The organism is Acidimicrobiales bacterium (assembly GCA_036491125.1).
GTDB lineage: Bacteria > Actinomycetota > Acidimicrobiia > Acidimicrobiales > AC-9 > AC-9.
This window is the reverse complement of the sequence record DASXCO010000180.1, coordinates 1-15,683: the sequence shown is the minus strand read 5'-3', so window position 1 is coordinate 15,683 and position 15,683 is coordinate 1. Positions and strand designations below refer to the sequence as shown.

Genomic DNA, 15,683 nt, shown 5'->3' with positions numbered 1-15,683 from the left:
ACGGGGATGCCGATCAGACCTGGGTCCTTCGCCGTGGTGACCGGCGCCTCCGCCGGCCTCGGACGCAGGATGGCGCTCGACCTGGCGGCGGCGGGCGCGGTCGTGACCGCCCTGGCCCGGCGGGAGGAACCGCTGCGGGCCGTGGCCGCCGAGATGCAGCGGAGCACGTCCGGGTCCACCTACCGCGTCTGCGATGTCAGCGATGCGTCCGGCTACGCCGCCCTCCTGGGCGAGCTGGAGCAGCAGCACGGTCGGATCGACCTGCTGGTGAACAACGCCGGGGTGGGCGAGGAGGCGACCGAAGGGGACCCGCTCGATCGGCACCGCCGGCTGATGGAGACCAACTACTTCGCCGCCGTCGCCGGCACCCTGGCCGTGCTGCCCGGCATGCTCGAGCGCGGCCACGGCTCGATCGTCAACGTCTCGTCGGACGCCGCCCGGGCCCCGGCACCCGGCGAGCCCGCCTACTCCGCCTCCAAAGCGGCGCTGAGCGCGTTCACCGAAGGCCTCTCGTACGAGGGAGAGGCCAGGGGAGTGCACCTTCACGTCCTCTACCCGGGTTGGGTGCCTACGGCGATGGGTCGCGCTGCGGTGGACGCCGGCATGCCGCTGCCCCCTCGATCGGTGCGACGCACCGAGGAGCAGGTGTCGCGCGCCCTCCTCGACGGCGTCGGCCGATCGCGTCTCGAGATCGACGTCACCCGGGTGGCCAGGCTGGCTCCGGTGGCGCGGGTTCTCGCCCCTCGACTCTACCGTCGGGCTCTCCGAGCGTCTGGGGGGTGACAGGCGGGTGGGTGGCACGTCCGTCGCCCCCCGGAAGCCCACTGACCAGGGAGGACGGCGCGCCTGGCGACCTCGTTGGGCTAATCTCAGAGGGCCGGTCGTCCCCACCGAAGGCACAGCTCGCAGGCGGGGCGGCCCGGCAGCTGGGGAGGTGAGGGGATGGGGAAGGGGCGCCTGGCCAAGGCCCGGCTGTGGACGCCCAGGCTGACGCGCCGGGTCCTCATCGGCACCGTGGCCGCCAGCGCCGCGCTGGGTGGCGGAACTGCTGGCGCGTTGCTGTCGATCGGGGCCGCGTCGACCCATGCTGCCCGCCCCGCCCACGCGGTCGACAGGACGCCCGTCTCGATCGATCCCGGCGGACCGATCATCATGGCGCCGGACCCGAACCCCTCGTCGTCGCCGGCACCGCCTCCACCCCCGGGCGCGCCCCTGGTTCGCCCGACCCCGCCCACCCCGCCACCGCCGCCCATCGGCGCCGCCGCCCTGTCGCAGATCTCGTATCCCTGGCAGCAGTTGGGGTACCAGATCGTGTTCCTCGGGGCGCGACCGGATCTGATGGGCCAGACGATCTTCGACGAGCACCGGATCGAGATCTACCTGCGGAATGGGGAGTCGAAGCAGACAGTCGCCCACGTGATCGCCCACGAGATCGGTCACGCTGCGGACGTGGCCTACAACACGCCCGAGCGCCGGCGGGAGTGGCTGCACCTGCGCGGCGCGTCGACGTCGGCGCCCTGGTTCGGCTGCGACGGTTGCGACGACTTCTCGTCGCCCGCGGGGGACTACGCCGAGACCTTCTCGTTCTGGCAGGTGGGCCCCAACGCCGACTTCAGCCAGCTGGCGCCGCGGCCAGGGCCGGACCAGCTGCGGCAGCTGATCCCTCTGTTCTTCGCGTCGAGCCCGGGCAGCTCAGAGAGCGCTGCGGGGCCGCCGCCCTCCTCGTCGTCGCCTCCCTCCTCGGGCGGCTCGGGGCCGCCGCCGGGCTCGAGCTCACAGCCCGGGGGTCAGTCGTGCCTGACGGTGCTGTGCAGCTCGTCCGGCTAGGCCGGCCCGGAAGGCCGGCCTGATGGAAGCAGCCGCCGGCGCGAAGCGGCGAGGCCGGCCCGGAAGGCCGGCCTGATCGAAGCGGCCTAAGGTGGGCGACACTCGAATGGCCGGTCGATGCGGGCCGCGGCCCAGGGAGGCGCCATGCAGATCCGGGACAAGATCTATGTCGACGGGGCGTGGGTGCCCTCGGCCGGCAAGGGGACGATCGACGTGACCAACTCGACCACCGAAGAGGTCATGGGCACGATCCCCGAAGGGACGCCCGAGGATGTCGACCGCGCCGCCAAGGCGGCGAAGGCGGCCTTCCCGTCGTGGTCGCAGACCTCGGCGGAGGAGCGCTCGAAGTACCTGTCTCGGATCCAGGAGGGCCTCCAGGCCCGCATGGCCGACATCGCCAACGACATCGCCAGCGAGGTCGGCATGCCGATCAACCTGTCGATGATCATCCAGGCCGGTCTGCCGACGTTGAGCTTCGGGTCGATGGCCCAGCTGGCGACCGAGTTCAGCTTCGAGGAGCAGATCGGCAACTCGCTCGTCGTCAGGGAGCCGATCGGCGTGGTGGGGGCCATCACCCCGTGGAACTATCCCCTGCACCAGATCGCGGCCAAGGTCGCGCCGGCGCTGGCGGCCGGTTGCACCATCGTTCTCAAGCCCAGCGAGGTGGCACCCCTCAACGCGTTCATCCTCGCCGAGATCATCGACGAGGTGGGTCTCCCGGCGGGCGTGTTCAACCTGGTGAGCGGGACCGGTCCGGTGGTGGGCGAGGCGATCGCATCGAATCCTGACATCGACATGGTCTCGTTCACGGGATCGACCCGGGCAGGCAAGCGCGTCAGCGAGCTGGCCTCGGGCACCGTCAAGCGGATAGCCCTCGAGCTGGGCGGCAAGTCGCCCAACGTGATCCTCGATGACGCCGATCTGCAGCAGGCCGTGCCCGCTGGCGTCGGGGCGTGCTTCCTCAACTCGGGCCAGACGTGCAGCGCCCTCACCCGCATGATCGTCCCCCGCTCGCGCCTGGCCGAGGTGGAGGACCTGGCGGTGAAAGCCGCCGAGACGTACACGCCCGGCGACCCGTTTGCCGACGGATCGCGTCTCGGACCGCTCGTCTCCGCTGCCCAGCGGGAGCGGGTGCGTGGGTACATCAAGAAGGGCCTCGACGAAGGGGCTCGACTCCTCACCGGCGGCGCCGAGGCGCCCGAGGGACAGGAGCGGGGCTACTTTGTGCGACCGACGGTCTTCTCCGACGTTCGGCCAGGAATGACGATCGCCCAGGAGGAGATCTTCGGGCCGGTGCTGGCCATCCTCCCGTACGACACGGAGGAGGAGGCCGTCAACATCGCCAACGACTCCCTCTACGGCTTGGCAGGCGGTGTCTGGGCGGGCGACGCCGAGCGGGCCAAGGAGGTCGCCCGCCGGCTCCGGACCGGTCAGGTCGAGGTCAACGGGGGCAGCTTCAACCCCCTGGCGCCGTTCGGGGGTTACAAGCAGTCGGGGAACGGCCGGGAGCTCGGCCACTTCGGCCTGGAGGAGTACCTGGAGGTGAAATCCCTCCAGCTGTAGGTGCGCCGATCAGCCGAAGAGGTCGCGCATGCCGACCGAAGCCGACGCGTTGTTCAGATAGCTGCTGATGCCGAAGGAGTCCTCCACGGTGCGCAGCAGTGACGCGTGGTCGTACGCGGTCGAGATGGTCTGTCCGGCCTTGACCCCCGGGCCGAGGGCCAACAGTCCGACTCGTCCGCCGAAGCCCGGGCCTCCGCCGGGACCACCGTGGCAACAGCCGGTCGTGTCGCTGGTCGAAGCCTCGTCTGTCGTGATGACCAGCAGACCATTGTGGGCCTGGAGGTAGCTGAGGAGGGAGGGGATGTTCGCTGAGAGCCAGGCATCGGCTGCGGTCAGGCCCCCGGTCGTCTTGCCTGCACAGGGATTGTCGTGCCCGTCGTTGCAGGTGTCGGGCGTGACGAACGAGTAGGCGGGAACCGTGTCGTTGGTGATGTCGGTGCTCAGCTGGGAGTACGGCACGTCGTGGGCCTGGCAGCGGGCGTCGTTGCCGACTACGTCGGAGTAGTAGAGGAACGGCACGTGCCGGTCGGCGTAGTTGGGGCCGGCGGGCGGAGGACTCGCCCCGGCGCCCTGGTACGGGTCGGTACCCGCCGTGGGGCTGTAGGAGGCGTGCAGGCAGCTCGTGCTGATCCCGTCGGCGTACTGCTTCCAGCCGAGGCCGGCGGCCTCCAGCTGGTCGCCGACGTTGGCGCCGTTCGACATGGCCTGCTGGCCCTGGACGCAGGTGTAGAGGTTGACGGTGGCGCAGTCGGAGCCGGTGACCGGTTGGTCCGGCTGCCCGCTGGTCATGGCGATGTAGTTGTCCAGACTGGCGTGTCCGGTGGCGTAATAGTTGGTCGCCAACGCGCCCTGTGGGACCAGCGACTTGAGGTAGGTGGCCGGGCTGGCGGGACCGTAGGTGGAATCGAAGCCCTCGTTCTCGAGGACGACGGTGACGATGTGTGAGTAGGCCGGGATGCCTTCCAGGCCCGTGGCCGCGGTCGCCGTCCCGGCCGACGTCGCGACGGTGAAGATGCTGGCGAGGACGGCTCCACCGACGGTGGCGGTGGATCGGAAGGGCACCCTGCCGAGGGTCTTGCGCATGCGAGTCTCCTTCGCCCTGACCGGCCCGCTGACCTGCCAAATGGGCCGTCCATCGACAAAAGCCCCGGACCCAGCCCGCCTATGATTCAGTGGGTGTGGGTGGCGGCGGCAGGGGCTCCGACGCGCTGCTCGTAGCCCGGTAGCGCCGTGCGATAGATGCAGCAGTCGCAGTTCATGACCGCGCCGCCGGTCCTCGCCTCGTCGTAGCGCTCGATGACGAGGCGGGCCACGCGCTCGTCGGGACCGAGCTCGCTGCCGACCACGACCTCGACGTCGGGATGACGCTCGGCCCAGACTCGGGCCTGTCGCTCGATGCGGTCGACCAGGAGCCCGGTGAAGAGGAAGTAGGGGACGACGGCGACGGTGCTGGCGCCGAGTCGGCGGCAGCGGTCGAGGGCGTCGGCGACCGACGGACGGGCGAGGGAGACGAAGGCCGGCTCGACCATGCCCAGCCCCCTCGAGTCGTCGAGCAGGCGCCCCACCTTGTAGAGGTCGGCGTTGGCGTCGGGGTCGCTCGACCCCCGCCCCACCAGGACGACCGCGTCGCCGCCGGCGGTGCGTATGCGATCCTCGGCCACGGCCAGGACGGCGGGGTGGATTCCGAGGTCGCGGGCGTAGGTGAAGTTGACACCGGGATGGCGGATCCGGCCCCGTGAGAGCGCCGCGGGGCCGTCGCTCTTGAGGTGTCCGGCGCCGAGCAGCACCAACGGCATCGCGATCACCGATGTCACGTCTCGCTCGACGAGGTCGCCGATGGCGTCGTCGAGGTCGGGTCGGGCCAGCTCGATGAAGCCGCACCCCATCGTCAGACCCGGCCGCGAACGGCGAACCGCATCGGCGAGCATCCAGTACTGGTCGACCCCGGCGGCGGAGCGGCTGCCGTGCCCGATGAGGAGCAGGGCGGGTTCGCGCTCAGCCACTGTCGCCCCCGCCTCCTGGAGCCCGTGCCAGTCGGACGATGGCGTTGACGGCGGCGGCGGCTACGGCCGAGCCCCCCTTCTCTCCCACGTTGGTGATCGTGGGTAGGCCGCTGGCCCGGGCCGCCGCCTTGGCGTCTGCGGCCCCTACGAAGCCGACCGGCAGGCCGACGATGACCGCTGGCGCGAACGCCTCCTCTGTCGCCATCCGCACCGCTTCGAGGAGCGCAGTCGGCGCGCAGCCCACCGCCACCACTGCCCCCGTGGGGTGGCGGCGAGCCGCCAGCGCCATGGCCCGGGCGCTGCGCGTCGGTCCGGACGGCGGCGTCGACTCGATCTCATCGAGACAGCAGACCGACGCTGTGCCGGTGATCCCGTGGCCGACCATCTCGACGTCGGTGATGACCGGAGCGCCAATGCGCACGGCCTCGATGCCGGCGAGCACGGCATTCTCGTCGAGGACCATGGTGCCGGCGTAGTCGGTGTCGGCCGTGGCGTGGATCACGCGGGCGACAACGGCGCGCACGAGCGGCGCGAGGTGCGACAGGTCGACCCGCTGGTCGAGGAGACGGTAGCTCTCGACCTCGATGGGATGGGGAGTAGTCAATGCCAACCTTCGGACACGGCACCCGCCGGGCACACCTCGACACAAGCCAGGCAGCCGGTGCATCGGTTATCCACCACGAGCGGGCGTCGCGGTGCCGGCAGCAGCGCCGTCTCGGGGCACGTGACGATGCAGGCCCCGCACGCCGTGCAGCGGGCGTCGATCGTCACCGTGGGTCGAGACGGGCCGGCGGGGAGCTTCACGGCCGGTACCCCCTGGGCGTGACCATCCTGCCGTCCACGACCCGCGTCGCCGACGAGCCGACGACGACACACGTGGTCATGCCCACCTCCTCCGGGTCGAGATCGGCGAGGGTCGTGACGCGGACCCGCTCACCATTGCGGAACAGATCGGTCGCCACGCCGACGGGCGTGGACGGCACCCGATGCTCGAGGAGGATCCGGCGGGCGGCGTCGAGCTGCCACGGGCGTCCCCGGGAGCGGGGGTTGTACAGCGACACGACGAGATCGGCAGCGGCCACGGCCTGGAGCCGAGACTCGATCGTGGCCCACGGGGTCAGCAGGTCCGAGAGGCTGATGGCGGCATGATCGTGGCCGAGGGGAGCGCCCAGGGCTGCGGCCGCGGCGGTGGCGGCGGTGATACCGGGCACGACGTCGAGGTTGAACGCCGATGCCGCGCCCTCGCTCGCCGTCGCCTGCTCGAGGGCGACCGATGCCATGGCGTAGACCCCGGCGTCGCCCGAGCTGACGAGGGCCACCCGACGGCCGCTGCCGGCCTGCTCGACGGCCTGGCGGGCCCGGTCCTCCTCGTCACCGATGGGGGAGCGGACGATCTGGTGGTGCGGGCCGATCAGGTCGGCGCACTGCTCAACGTAGGGGCCGTAGCCGATCACGATGTCGGCGTGGCGGACGGCGGCCTCGGCGGCGGGCGTGCGGTGGCGGGGATCGCCGGGGCCGAGGCCGACGATGGCCAGGTGCCCTCGGGGGCGGCGCCGTCGAGCTACGGCCACGGCCGCGTGGGCGGACGTGCGTTTGGTGATGACCAGCTCGGCGCCCGGGCCGGCGGCGAGGAGCGCCGCCGCCTCGGCGACGCTCGGCGTGCCGACGGCGGAGTCCACGGTCCCGCTGGGCGTCGGCACCCGGACTCGCCGCAGGGTCTCGGCCGGGAACAGTCGCAGGGGACCACCGAAGGCGTGGAGCGCGGGCTCGTCCGCCCGGCGGTCGATGGTGGCCACCTCCGCCACACAGGCGGCGTCCAGCCCCGCCTCGGCCAGGCTCGTGCCGAGCAGCCCCACCACCTCGTCGGGCGGCGCACCGGTCGAGGTGCCGATCCCGGCGACGAGGGTGGGTGGTCGCAGGACGGCCACGCCATGACGGCCGGGCTCCACGCGCCGGTCGGTGATGACCAGGCGCTCAGGCCCGGCGCCCACGGGCACCGTCGAGGGCAGCGGCCAGGACAGGTCGTTGTCGACGAGTGGTGCGCGTCCATCGAGCATGGCCGCGGTCACCCCGGCCACGTCGCCGTCCGCAATGAAGCCCGGCAGCGCGTCCAGCGGGCAGGTGCCGGTGGCGTCGGTGGCCGTGGTGACCACGGGCTCGGCGCCGACGAGCGCGGCCACCTGTCGGGCGAGCGTGTTGGCACCCCCGAGGTGGCCACCGCAGAGGGCCACGGCAAAGCGCCCGGCCTCGTCCAGACACACCACCGCGGGGTCGACTCGCTTGTCCTCCAGCAGAGGGGCCACGATCCGCACGGCAGCGCCCGTGGCCAGCACGAGCACCAGCGCATCCACCTTGGACCACCGGGCCCGCACGGTCGCGCCGACATCGCCGTGGGTGTGCTCGAAAGGCAGCCGTTTAGCCAGCAGCCGACCGCGCTCGGTGACGCTGATCGTCAGCACCGTCACGCTTGCGGACCCCACGCCACGAAGACGGGGTTCTCGGCCGCCAGGCGCAGACCCCCGTCGGGAAGGCGCCGCCCTCGCGAGACGGCCACCTGCACCACCGCGCCCAACCGATCGGCAGCGGCGACGGCCCGGTCGACGGCGGCGTAGGTCGCGACAACCCGACCGCCGGGACGGAGTCGTTCGAGCACAGCCGACAAGACGGCGTGACCGCCACCGCCGACGAACACCCGGTCGGGATCGGGAAGCCCCTCGAAGGCCGCGGGCGCCCGGCCCGTGACCACTTCCACGGTGACGCCGTGGCGGTCGGCGTTGTGCGAGATCCGTTCGGCGTCGGCGATGTTCTCCTCGACGGCGAGCACCCGCGCGGCCGGGACCGAGCGGGCGCACTCGATGGCGACGCTGCCGCTGCCGGCGCCGACGTCCCACACCACGCCGCGGGACGGCAACGACAGCTTGCCCAGGGCGACGGCGCGCACCTCGGCGTGGGTGATCATCCCATCCCGATGATCGAACGATCCGTCGGGCAGACCCCAGGCGAGTACCGGCGCAGACTGCCGGTCCGGCTCGGCCAGCAGGATCACCACCGAGATCGGGTCCCAGGTGCCTGCCGCCAGGGCGTGGAGGTCCACGAGGTCGACGCGCTCATCAGGGGCTCCCAGCCGGGCGCACACCGCGGCGCGCCGATCAGTGACGCCCAGCTCGAGGAGGGCGCGACCGAGCGCCTCGGGCGGCGAGTCGGGCGAGACGAGCACCGCCACCTTGGCGTGTGAGGACGCGGCCCGGGCGGCCGCCGTCAGCGGGCGCCCGTGGGCAGAGACCACGGCCGCGTCGTCCCACGCCATCCCGAGCCGCGCGAACGCCAGCGCGACAAAAGACGGAGCCGGATGCACCTCCAGCCCCTCCGCCCCGAACCGCTCGGCGAGCGGACGGACGATCCCGAAGAACCCAGGATCGCCCGACGCCAAGACGCAGACCGGGCCCGCCTCGGCCTCGATCTCGTCCAGGGCCGCGCCCACGTCGGCCGTGAGCGGCGCGGTGCGCGTCCCGCTCGGCGGTGCGAACGCGGCGAGATGACGGCGTCCGCCCACCACGAGCGTGGCTCGCTCGATGGCGCATCGCGCCTCGCTGCCCACCCCGCACAGCCCGTCGGCGCCGAGGCCCACCACGGCGATGCGGTCAGCCACGGGCGACCACCTCGGCCCCGTCGAAATCGACCATCCACACCTCGACGGTCAGCCGCCGGTCGACGTGCGCCTCACACGCAGCACGCGCTTCGCGGCAGAGTGCCTCGAGCGGGGACGCGAACCCCTCGGCCCGGCACGCGTCGAAGAAGTGCCGGGCGGTGGCGGTCGCCGTGGCCGCGTCGAGAACGGGCGGTGGCGCCGACGTCTCCCGGGCCACCCGGGCCATGAGGTCGTTGTCGACCCTCGACCGGTGGAAGTGGGTCATCATCACTCCCGCGGCGAGCTTGGTGATCTTCCCTGCCATTGCGACGAGCACGGCCCGTCGAAAACCGGCGGCGGCGGCGCGCCGCAAGGCGATGCCGGTGAAGTCCCCGACCTCCACGACACAGACCGGGTCCAGGCGAGGGAGCAGGCGCACGGCGGCCTGCTCCGAACGGCTGCCGGTCGCCAGCACCATCATCGTCTCGCCCTGGGCGGCGGCGACGTCGACCTGCTGGACGACCGACGCCCGGTAGGCCGCGGTCGAGAAGGGCCGGACCACCCCAGTCGTTCCCAGGATGGAGATGCCGCCGACGATCCCCAGCCGGTCGTTGGTGGTCTTGGCCGCCATGGCCTCGCCCCCGGGGACCGAGAACGTGACCACCAGCGGTCGGTCGGTCACCTCGGCCAGGGCGGCGCCGATCATGCGGCGGGGGACCGGGTTGACGGCCGGCTGGCCCGTGGCGAGGCCCAGCCCCGGCTTGGTGATCGTCCCCACGCCCGGGCCGGCTCGCAGCTCGGGGCCCGAAAGCGACGCCGCGCCCCAGGCCACCTCGGCCGTGATCCGGGCCCCGTCCGTGCAGTCGGGGTCGTCGCCAGCGTCCTTCACCACGACGGCCCGGGCTTGAGCGCCGCCGGGCTCGATGGCGAACTCGACCCGGCGCCCGTCGGGGAGGGCGATGTCGACGGTGGCGGGGACCTCGCCGCTCAGAAGACCCTGCGCGGCCGCCTTGGCTGCGGCCGACGCGCAGGTACCCGTCGTCCAGCCCGTGCGCAGGCCGCGCCCTCGCTCCGGCGAAATGGTGGTTCGCTCCGCCGATCTCACCGCGCCCCCTTGGGGGCGGCGCGGCCCGCCGTCGACCCCCGCGGCGACCGGCGCCGGAACTGGTGTGAGAACGCCGGCGAGTAGAGGTGGCTGCGGGTCCCGTCACTGCCGGCGGCGCCGGCCAGCGCCGGTCCCACCAGGACGAGGACGGTGGTCCTGGCCCCGGTCGCGGCCAGATCCTCCGCCAGGCGACCGACCGTCGTCGGTACCACCACCTCGTCCGGCCAGGAGGCGCGCACCACGATCACGGCCGGGGTGTCACGCCCATAACCGCTGCCCTCGGCCAGGAGCTCATCCTGGAGCTGGCGCGGCCGGGCGCCCGACAGGAAGACCGCCATCGTGGCGCCGTGCGCGGCGAAGGCGGCCACCGATTCGCGCGCCGGCATAGACGCCGCCGTCCGCCCGGCCAGCCTGGTCATGACCACGCTCTGCGCCAGGGCGGGCACGGTCAGCTCCCGCCGTGCAGCTGCGGCCGCAGCTCCCAGGGAGCTCACGCCGGGCACGATCTCGAAGTCCCGCCCGTTGTCGACGCACCAGGTGATCTGCTCCTGGATGGCGCCGTACAGCGCCGGGTCGCCGGAGTGGAGGCGCACGATCGACGCGTCGGGGTGGTCGCCGTAGACGGCGAGGACGTCCTCGAGGGTCATGGTCGCCGAGTCGTGGACGACGGCGTCGGGCCGGGTGTGGGTCAGGAGGGCGTCGGGCACCAGCGAGGATGCCCACACGACCACGTCGGCGCGGCCGAGCCGCTGGGCGCCCCGCAGGGTGATGAGGTCGGCGGCGCCCGGGCCGGCGCCCACGAAGCTGATCACCGCTCCTCGCGTTCCACGGGCGGGCCTCCCGGGCCGGCCTCGCGCTCTCGACGGGCGCTCGGCGGGACGATGACCGTCGCCAGGTAGGTGGCCGGACGGTCGGCGAGCCGGGCCAGGGGTCCGACGCGCTCGCCGGGCAGACCGAGCAGCTCGCCCATGACCGCACCGTCGAGGCGACCGGCGCGCGAGAGGCTGGCAGCGATCTCGGGCACGTGGCGGCCGCCCTTGTAGACGACGACGGCGCGGGTCGGGTCCTCGATGGCGGCGTCGAGTGCCTCGGGCCCGTCGAGCGCGGTGACCAGCGACAGCGACTCGGTGCCGTCGAGCAGCACGGCGCCGGCCTCGGCGGCCAGGGCCTGGAAGGCCATGATCCCGGGCACCGTGCCGATCTCCACCGCTGGTCGCAGGCAGCGGACCGCGGCGGTCAGCGACGAGAAGGTGCTGTAGATGTTCGGGTCGCCGAGGGTGACGAAGGCGATCTGTTCGCCGTCGTCGAGCCAGGGGAGGAGGGAGTGCGCTGCTGCCCGGTGGGAGGCGTCACGGGCCGCCCGTCCACCCAGGGTGCCGTCAGCGGTCATGTCGAAGACCAGTCGGTCCATGCGGAGCCCCGGGCTGGCCTGGCGGACGATGGCCTCGGCGCGCCCGACGGCGTCGACCGCGCTCGACGGCGCCACGACCCGGTCCGACTCGGCGAGGACCCGGAGCGCCTGTCGGGTGACCAGCTCGGGGTCGCCCGGGCCGACGCCGACCCCGACCAGGCGGCCGCGGGGCTCGGTTGCGGCCGTGGCCATGGTTCGCCTCCGCGTGCACGCTGATCCTCGTCGCTGCCGGTGTCTGGCTCCCGGATCGCCGCTCGCCCCGGTCATGGGGTTCGCTCCCCGGTCACAGTGGATCTGACTCGCGCCGGTCTCCCACCGGCTTCCCGCGCTTGGCGACGGGCGACGATCCTAGTTCCGTGAGCAATGGGGCGGCCCGGGAGGCCGGCCCGAGGACGTTTGCGGCAGGCGCGGCGCGCCTACGGGCGGCCCGGGAGGCCGGCCCGAGGACGTTGCGGCGCGCCTAGGCTGAGGAGATGGGCAGAGGAGCACGACCGACGGTTCGCTGGCACAACGACCGTGTCCGCCGCAAGAAGGCACGCATGAAGCGCCAGGCGCTCAGGCGGGCCGAGGCGGCCCGAGCCGAGCAGCCCGCGACCGGTCCCTAGCCCGGCTGCGGCCCTCCGCTCGGCTGGCCGCGGCGACCAGCCGCTCCGCAGGGCCCGGGTCGGCGCCGAGGTGGAGGTGGAGATAGGACGCGAGGAGCGTGGGCGTGGCGAACCCGCCCCTACCGGCGCCGAAGCGTCCTTCGAGGTCGAGGGCCTCGCCCGCCGGATCCAGGACGGAATAGTGGAACTCGTGCCCGCGTAGCTCCGCGCCCGGCTCGGCCAGTGGCGAGGCGACCCGGGTCCGGGCTCGGCGATAGCCGAGGGTGAGACGGTCGGTCATGCGGCCGACGGCTGGTACGACACCCGAGAGCGGCCGCCCGTCGAGTGAGCGGGCCAGCCACAGCAGCCCGCCGCACTCGGCCCAGGTGACCAGGCCGCCGGCCACGCGGCGTCGCACGTCGTCCACCATCGGCGAGTTCGCGGCCAGCGCCTCCAGGAAGACCTCCGGGAACCCGCCGCCGGCGTACAGGGCATCGACATCATGCGGCAGCGTCGCATCGTCGGCGGGGTCGAACGGCACCACCTCGGCTCCTGCCTCCTCCAGCCGCTCGATGTTGTCGGGGTAGGAGAAGCTGAAGGCGGGGCCGCCGGCCACGGCCACCCGAGCGGACCCGCTCGCCCGAGCCGGGGCAAGCGCAGCGGCCTGCTGCTTCGGTGCTGACCGGGCCAGCCGCATCAGCCCGGGCACGTCGCAGTGGCGCTCGATCGCAGCTGCCAGCGCGGCGAGCGACTGATCGACCTCCTGCCGCTGCTCCACGACGGGGACCAGGCCCAGGTGACGCTCCCGCCACTGCAGCGTGTCGTCGCGGAGCAGGGCGCCGTAGACAGGGATGCCGAGCGGCTCGAGGGCCTCGCGCAGGAGGACCTCGTGGCCGGGACTGCCCACACGGTTGAGCACAACTCCCGCTACCTGGACGCCGCGGTCGAACGAGCTGTACCCATGGACCAGGGCGGCGACGGACGTGCTCATGGCGGACGCGTCCACCACGAGGACGACAGGGGCGTCGAGGAGGGACGCCACCTCCACCGTGCTCCCTCGCGCGCCGTCGGCCTCGAACGCGGCCCCGTCGAAGAGCCCCATCACCCCCTCGACCACCAGCACCTCGGCCGATGCGGCGGCCCGGGCGGCCAGCGGCGCTATGGCGGGGGGGCCGCAGATCCAGGCGTCGAGGTTGCGGGCGGGCCGTCCCGTGGCCAGGGCGTGGTAGCCGGGATCGATGAAGTCGGGTCCGACCTTGGCGCTGGCGACGGCGACGCCCCGCCGCGACAGGGCCGACATGAGCCCGGTGGCGACGGTCGTCTTACCAACCCCGGAGTGGGTGCCGGCCACCACGAGGCGGGGGCCGAGCTCACCCACGTCAGTACTCGATGCCCTTCTTGGCCGTGATGCCGCGGTCGTAGGCGTGCTTGACCTTGCGCATCTCGGTCACCGTGTCCGCCAGCTCGACCAGCTCCGGCGCAGCGTCGCGGCCGGTGACCACGACGTTCGTGCGGGGAGCGCGATCGCGTACACCCGACACGACGTCGTCCACGGTCACCCAGCCGTAGCTCACGGCGTAGGTGACCTCGTCGAGGATCAGCAGGTCGTAGTCGCCCGAGGACAGCTTGGCCCTGGCCACCTCCCAGGCGTGCCGCCCCTTGGCCGCCGTCTCGTCGAGATCGGTCGACTCCCAGGTGAAGCCGTCGCCCAGGGTGTGCCACTCCACGCCGAGGTGATCGGCGAGCTTGCGCTCACCGACCTTCCATTTCCCGCCCTTCACGAACTGGACGACGCCGACCCGCCAGCCTCGGGCCCAGGCCCGCCCCATCACGCCAAAGGCGGCTGACGACTTGCCCTTGCCGTGCCCGGTGTTCAGCAGGACGATCGAATCGGCGCGTGCCATTCCCGGCACGGTAGTGTCGGCGCCGCAGCGCAGGGAACCCGGTGGGAGTCCGGGGCTGTCCCGCAACTGTGACCGGGGAGCGATCCTCATCGCCAGGCCACGGCCCAATCGGGCGGGAAGGCCGAGGGGAGCGTCGATCCGGGAGCCAGGAGACCTGCCTGCCCGGACCCCTTTTCACGGCCGGGTTGCGGAGGGACGCGTGGACGTCATGCAGTTGCAGATCAGGTCTCGCCGGGAGAGCGGGCGCGACCTTCCAGTGCTCGTGTGGAGGTCGCCGGCGCCCGTGCGCGCCATCGCCTCGGCGCCGCACGGGGGCGGGCTCGGGGTCAGGCGCTGGGTCGTCAACGCCCAGGTGCCAGCGTCCTACGCCCGGCGAGACCCCGATCACCACCTGGGCAAGCTCGGGGTGTCGCTCGGCCTGCCGGGCCGCGGTGTCGGCATGCTCACCGCCGCCGACGTGCGCCAGTACGGCGTGGCGACCGACGGCGGGGTGGGGGTGGTGGCGACTGTCGGCCTGAGCCATCCGCTGCTGGCCGCGGCTCCGGACGCTGCCCGCCAGCCGCTGGTGGGCACCATCAACATCGTGGTCAGCGTGCCCGAGCGGCTGAGTGACTCGGCGCTCGTCAACGCCGTGTCGACCGCGACCGAGGCCAAGGTGCAGGCCCTCTCCGAGCTGGGAATCGACGCCACGGGTACGGCGACCGACGCGGTTTGCGTCCTCTGCCCCGCGGAGGGGCGGCCGTTCGCCTTCGGCGGGCCGCGCTCGACGTGGGGATCGCGCCTGGCGCGCGCCGTCCACGCCGCGGTTCGGCGTGGAACCTGGGAGCGAGAAGGGTGATCACGCTGGTGCTCGGGGGAGCCCGATCGGGCAAGTCGCAGGTGGGTGAGAGGGTGGCGGCCGGGCTGCCCGGGCCCGTGACCTATGTGGCCACGACGGTGGCCGCAGACACCGAGATGGCCGAACGCGTCGCGGTGCACCGGGCCCGCCGGCCGGCCAGCTGGTCCACCGTCGAGGTCGGGCGGGGCGAGGACCTGGGTGCGGCGCTGCGTGCGCTCCCGGGCACCGCGCTGGTCGATTCGCTGGGCGCCTGGCTGGGCGGCGTGCCGTCGTTCACCGCTGACGGCGAGCGGCTCCGCGACGACATCGCGGCGCGCGCCGGTGACACCGTCGTCGTCAGCGACGAGGTGGGCCTTGGGGTCCATCCGAGCAGCGAGATGGGACGCCAGTTTCGTGACGAGCTCGGCGCGCTCAACCAGGTGGTCGCCGCCGCTGCCGACGAGGTCCTGCTGGTCGTGGCGGGACGGGTCCTACCGCTCGAGCGGGCCTGACGGCGGTGCGGCGCGCCCTCTCCTTCCTGACCCCGCTCGGCGGGTCCAGCCGCCCCACGGGCAGCGCGCTGCTGTGGTTCCCGTTGGTCGGTGCCGCGCTGGGGCTGGCCCTGGGCGGGGTCTGGTGGGGAGCGACGAGGGCGTGGAACGCGCCGATCGCCGCGGCCGTCGTGGTGGCGGCGGACCTCGGGCTCACCGGTCTGCTGCACCTCGACGGTCTCGCTGACGCCGCCGACGGGCTCCTTCCGCATCTCTCGCGTGAGCGGCGGCTCGCCGTGATGACCGAGCCGGGCGTCGGAGCCTTCGGGATCGGCGTGGTCGGCGCCGTG

The 15,683-nt window shown here is 73.0% G+C and carries 16 protein-coding genes and 2 riboswitches; of the genes, 6 read left to right on the top strand and 10 right to left on the bottom strand.

Annotated elements, in window-relative coordinates; all coding sequences use genetic code 11:
- The first annotated feature begins 6 nt into the window (after positions 1–6).
- From VGF64_14160 to VGF64_14150, 3 genes are all read left to right on the top strand, one after another.
- Entirely contained in the window at positions 7–783 is a 777-nt protein-coding gene (locus VGF64_14160; protein HEY1635903.1) for an SDR family NAD(P)-dependent oxidoreductase, read from the top strand.
- Between the two features lie 159 nt (positions 784–942).
- Positions 943–1,827, top strand: coding sequence for a hypothetical protein (locus VGF64_14155; protein ID HEY1635902.1), 885 nt, complete (start codon positions 943–945; stop codon positions 1,825–1,827).
- Positions 1,828–1,944: 117 nt separating this feature from the next.
- Complete coding sequence (locus VGF64_14150) at positions 1,945–3,390, top strand: aldehyde dehydrogenase family protein (GenBank protein HEY1635901.1); 1,446 nt, start codon at positions 1,945–1,947, stop codon at positions 3,388–3,390.
- Between the two features lie 9 nt (positions 3,391–3,399).
- Here VGF64_14150 and VGF64_14145 read toward each other — a convergent pair whose 3' ends face one another.
- The 10 genes from VGF64_14145 to cobO form a co-directional block, all read right to left on the bottom strand.
- Positions 3,400–4,473: an alkaline phosphatase family protein gene (locus VGF64_14145; GenBank protein HEY1635900.1), complete on the bottom strand. Its 1,074-nt coding sequence runs from the start codon at positions 4,471–4,473 to the stop codon at positions 3,400–3,402.
- Positions 4,474–4,559: 86 nt separating this feature from the next.
- Positions 4,560–5,393, bottom strand: coding sequence for a sirohydrochlorin chelatase (locus tag VGF64_14140; GenBank protein HEY1635899.1), 834 nt, complete (start codon positions 5,391–5,393; stop codon positions 4,560–4,562).
- On the bottom strand, positions 5,386–5,997 hold the full coding sequence (locus VGF64_14135) for a precorrin-8X methylmutase (GenBank protein ID HEY1635898.1): 612 nt from the start codon (positions 5,995–5,997) through the stop codon (positions 5,386–5,388). The genes VGF64_14140 and VGF64_14135 overlap by 8 nt, the downstream gene beginning before the upstream one ends.
- 196 nt (positions 5,998–6,193) lie before the next feature.
- On the bottom strand, positions 6,194–7,858 hold the full coding sequence (cobJ, locus tag VGF64_14130; GenBank protein HEY1635897.1) for a precorrin-3B C(17)-methyltransferase: 1,665 nt from the start codon (positions 7,856–7,858) through the stop codon (positions 6,194–6,196).
- Positions 7,855–9,042 carry a precorrin-6y C5,15-methyltransferase (decarboxylating) subunit CbiE gene (gene cbiE, locus VGF64_14125; protein HEY1635896.1) on the bottom strand — a complete coding sequence of 396 codons (1,188 nt, stop codon included), beginning with the start codon at positions 9,040–9,042 and terminating at the stop codon, positions 7,855–7,857. Before cbiE ends, cobJ begins: the two co-directional genes overlap by 4 nt.
- A complete protein-coding gene (locus VGF64_14120; protein ID HEY1635895.1) occupies positions 9,035–10,126 on the bottom strand; it encodes a cobalt-precorrin-5B (C(1))-methyltransferase in 1,092 nt (363 codons plus the stop codon). Before VGF64_14120 ends, cbiE begins: the two co-directional genes overlap by 8 nt.
- Complete coding sequence (cobM, locus tag VGF64_14115; GenBank protein ID HEY1635894.1) at positions 10,123–10,938, bottom strand: precorrin-4 C(11)-methyltransferase; 816 nt, start codon at positions 10,936–10,938, stop codon at positions 10,123–10,125. Before cobM ends, VGF64_14120 begins: the two co-directional genes overlap by 4 nt.
- A complete protein-coding gene (gene cobI, locus VGF64_14110; GenBank protein HEY1635893.1) occupies positions 10,935–11,729 on the bottom strand; it encodes a precorrin-2 C(20)-methyltransferase in 795 nt (264 codons plus the stop codon). Before cobI ends, cobM begins: the two co-directional genes overlap by 4 nt.
- A 17-nt stretch (positions 11,730–11,746) precedes the next feature.
- Positions 11,747–11,900, bottom strand: a riboswitch (cobalamin riboswitch).
- A 192-nt stretch (positions 11,901–12,092) separates the two neighbouring features.
- Positions 12,093–13,499 (bottom strand): cobyrinate a,c-diamide synthase, encoded by a 1,407-nt coding sequence (locus VGF64_14105; protein HEY1635892.1) that lies wholly within the window; start codon positions 13,497–13,499, stop codon positions 12,093–12,095.
- Position 13,500: 1 nt separating this feature from the next.
- Positions 13,501–14,034, bottom strand: a complete 534-nt coding sequence (cobO, locus tag VGF64_14100) for a cob(I)yrinic acid a,c-diamide adenosyltransferase (GenBank protein HEY1635891.1) — start codon at positions 14,032–14,034, stop codon at positions 13,501–13,503.
- A riboswitch (cobalamin riboswitch) is annotated at positions 14,026–14,202 on the top strand. It overlaps the preceding gene by 9 nt.
- A 31-nt stretch (positions 14,203–14,233) precedes the next feature.
- On the opposite strand from cobO, the gene VGF64_14095 reads away from it, so the two are divergent.
- From VGF64_14095 to VGF64_14085, 3 genes are all read left to right on the top strand, one after another.
- Positions 14,234–14,863 carry an adenosylcobinamide amidohydrolase gene (locus VGF64_14095; GenBank protein HEY1635890.1) on the top strand — a complete coding sequence of 210 codons (630 nt, stop codon included), beginning with the start codon at positions 14,234–14,236 and terminating at the stop codon, positions 14,861–14,863.
- The gene (locus VGF64_14090; protein ID HEY1635889.1) at positions 14,860–15,354 is read left to right on the top strand and encodes a bifunctional adenosylcobinamide kinase/adenosylcobinamide-phosphate guanylyltransferase; all 495 of its coding nucleotides are present in this window, start codon (positions 14,860–14,862) and stop codon (positions 15,352–15,354) included. Before VGF64_14095 ends, VGF64_14090 begins: the two co-directional genes overlap by 4 nt.
- A 5-nt stretch (positions 15,355–15,359) precedes the next feature.
- A partial coding sequence (locus tag VGF64_14085) for an adenosylcobinamide-GDP ribazoletransferase (GenBank protein HEY1635888.1) occupies positions 15,360–15,683 on the top strand: 324 nt, incomplete at its 3' end.

Coding starts and splice junctions, on each gene's coding strand:
- VGF64_14160 (HEY1635903.1), top strand. CDS start 7: ATGCCGATCAGACCTGGGTCCTTCGCCGTGGTGACCGGCGCCTCCGCC.
- VGF64_14155 (HEY1635902.1), top strand. CDS start 943: ATGGGGAAGGGGCGCCTGGCCAAGGCCCGGCTGTGGACGCCCAGGCTG.
- VGF64_14150 (HEY1635901.1), top strand. CDS start 1,945: ATGCGGGCCGCGGCCCAGGGAGGCGCCATGCAGATCCGGGACAAGATC.
- VGF64_14145 (HEY1635900.1), bottom strand. CDS start 4,473: ATGCGCAAGACCCTCGGCAGGGTGCCCTTCCGATCCACCGCCACCGTC.
- cobI (HEY1635893.1), bottom strand. CDS start 11,729: ATGGCCACGGCCGCAACCGAGCCCCGCGGCCGCCTGGTCGGGGTCGGC.
- VGF64_14095 (HEY1635890.1), top strand. CDS start 14,234: ATGCAGTTGCAGATCAGGTCTCGCCGGGAGAGCGGGCGCGACCTTCCA.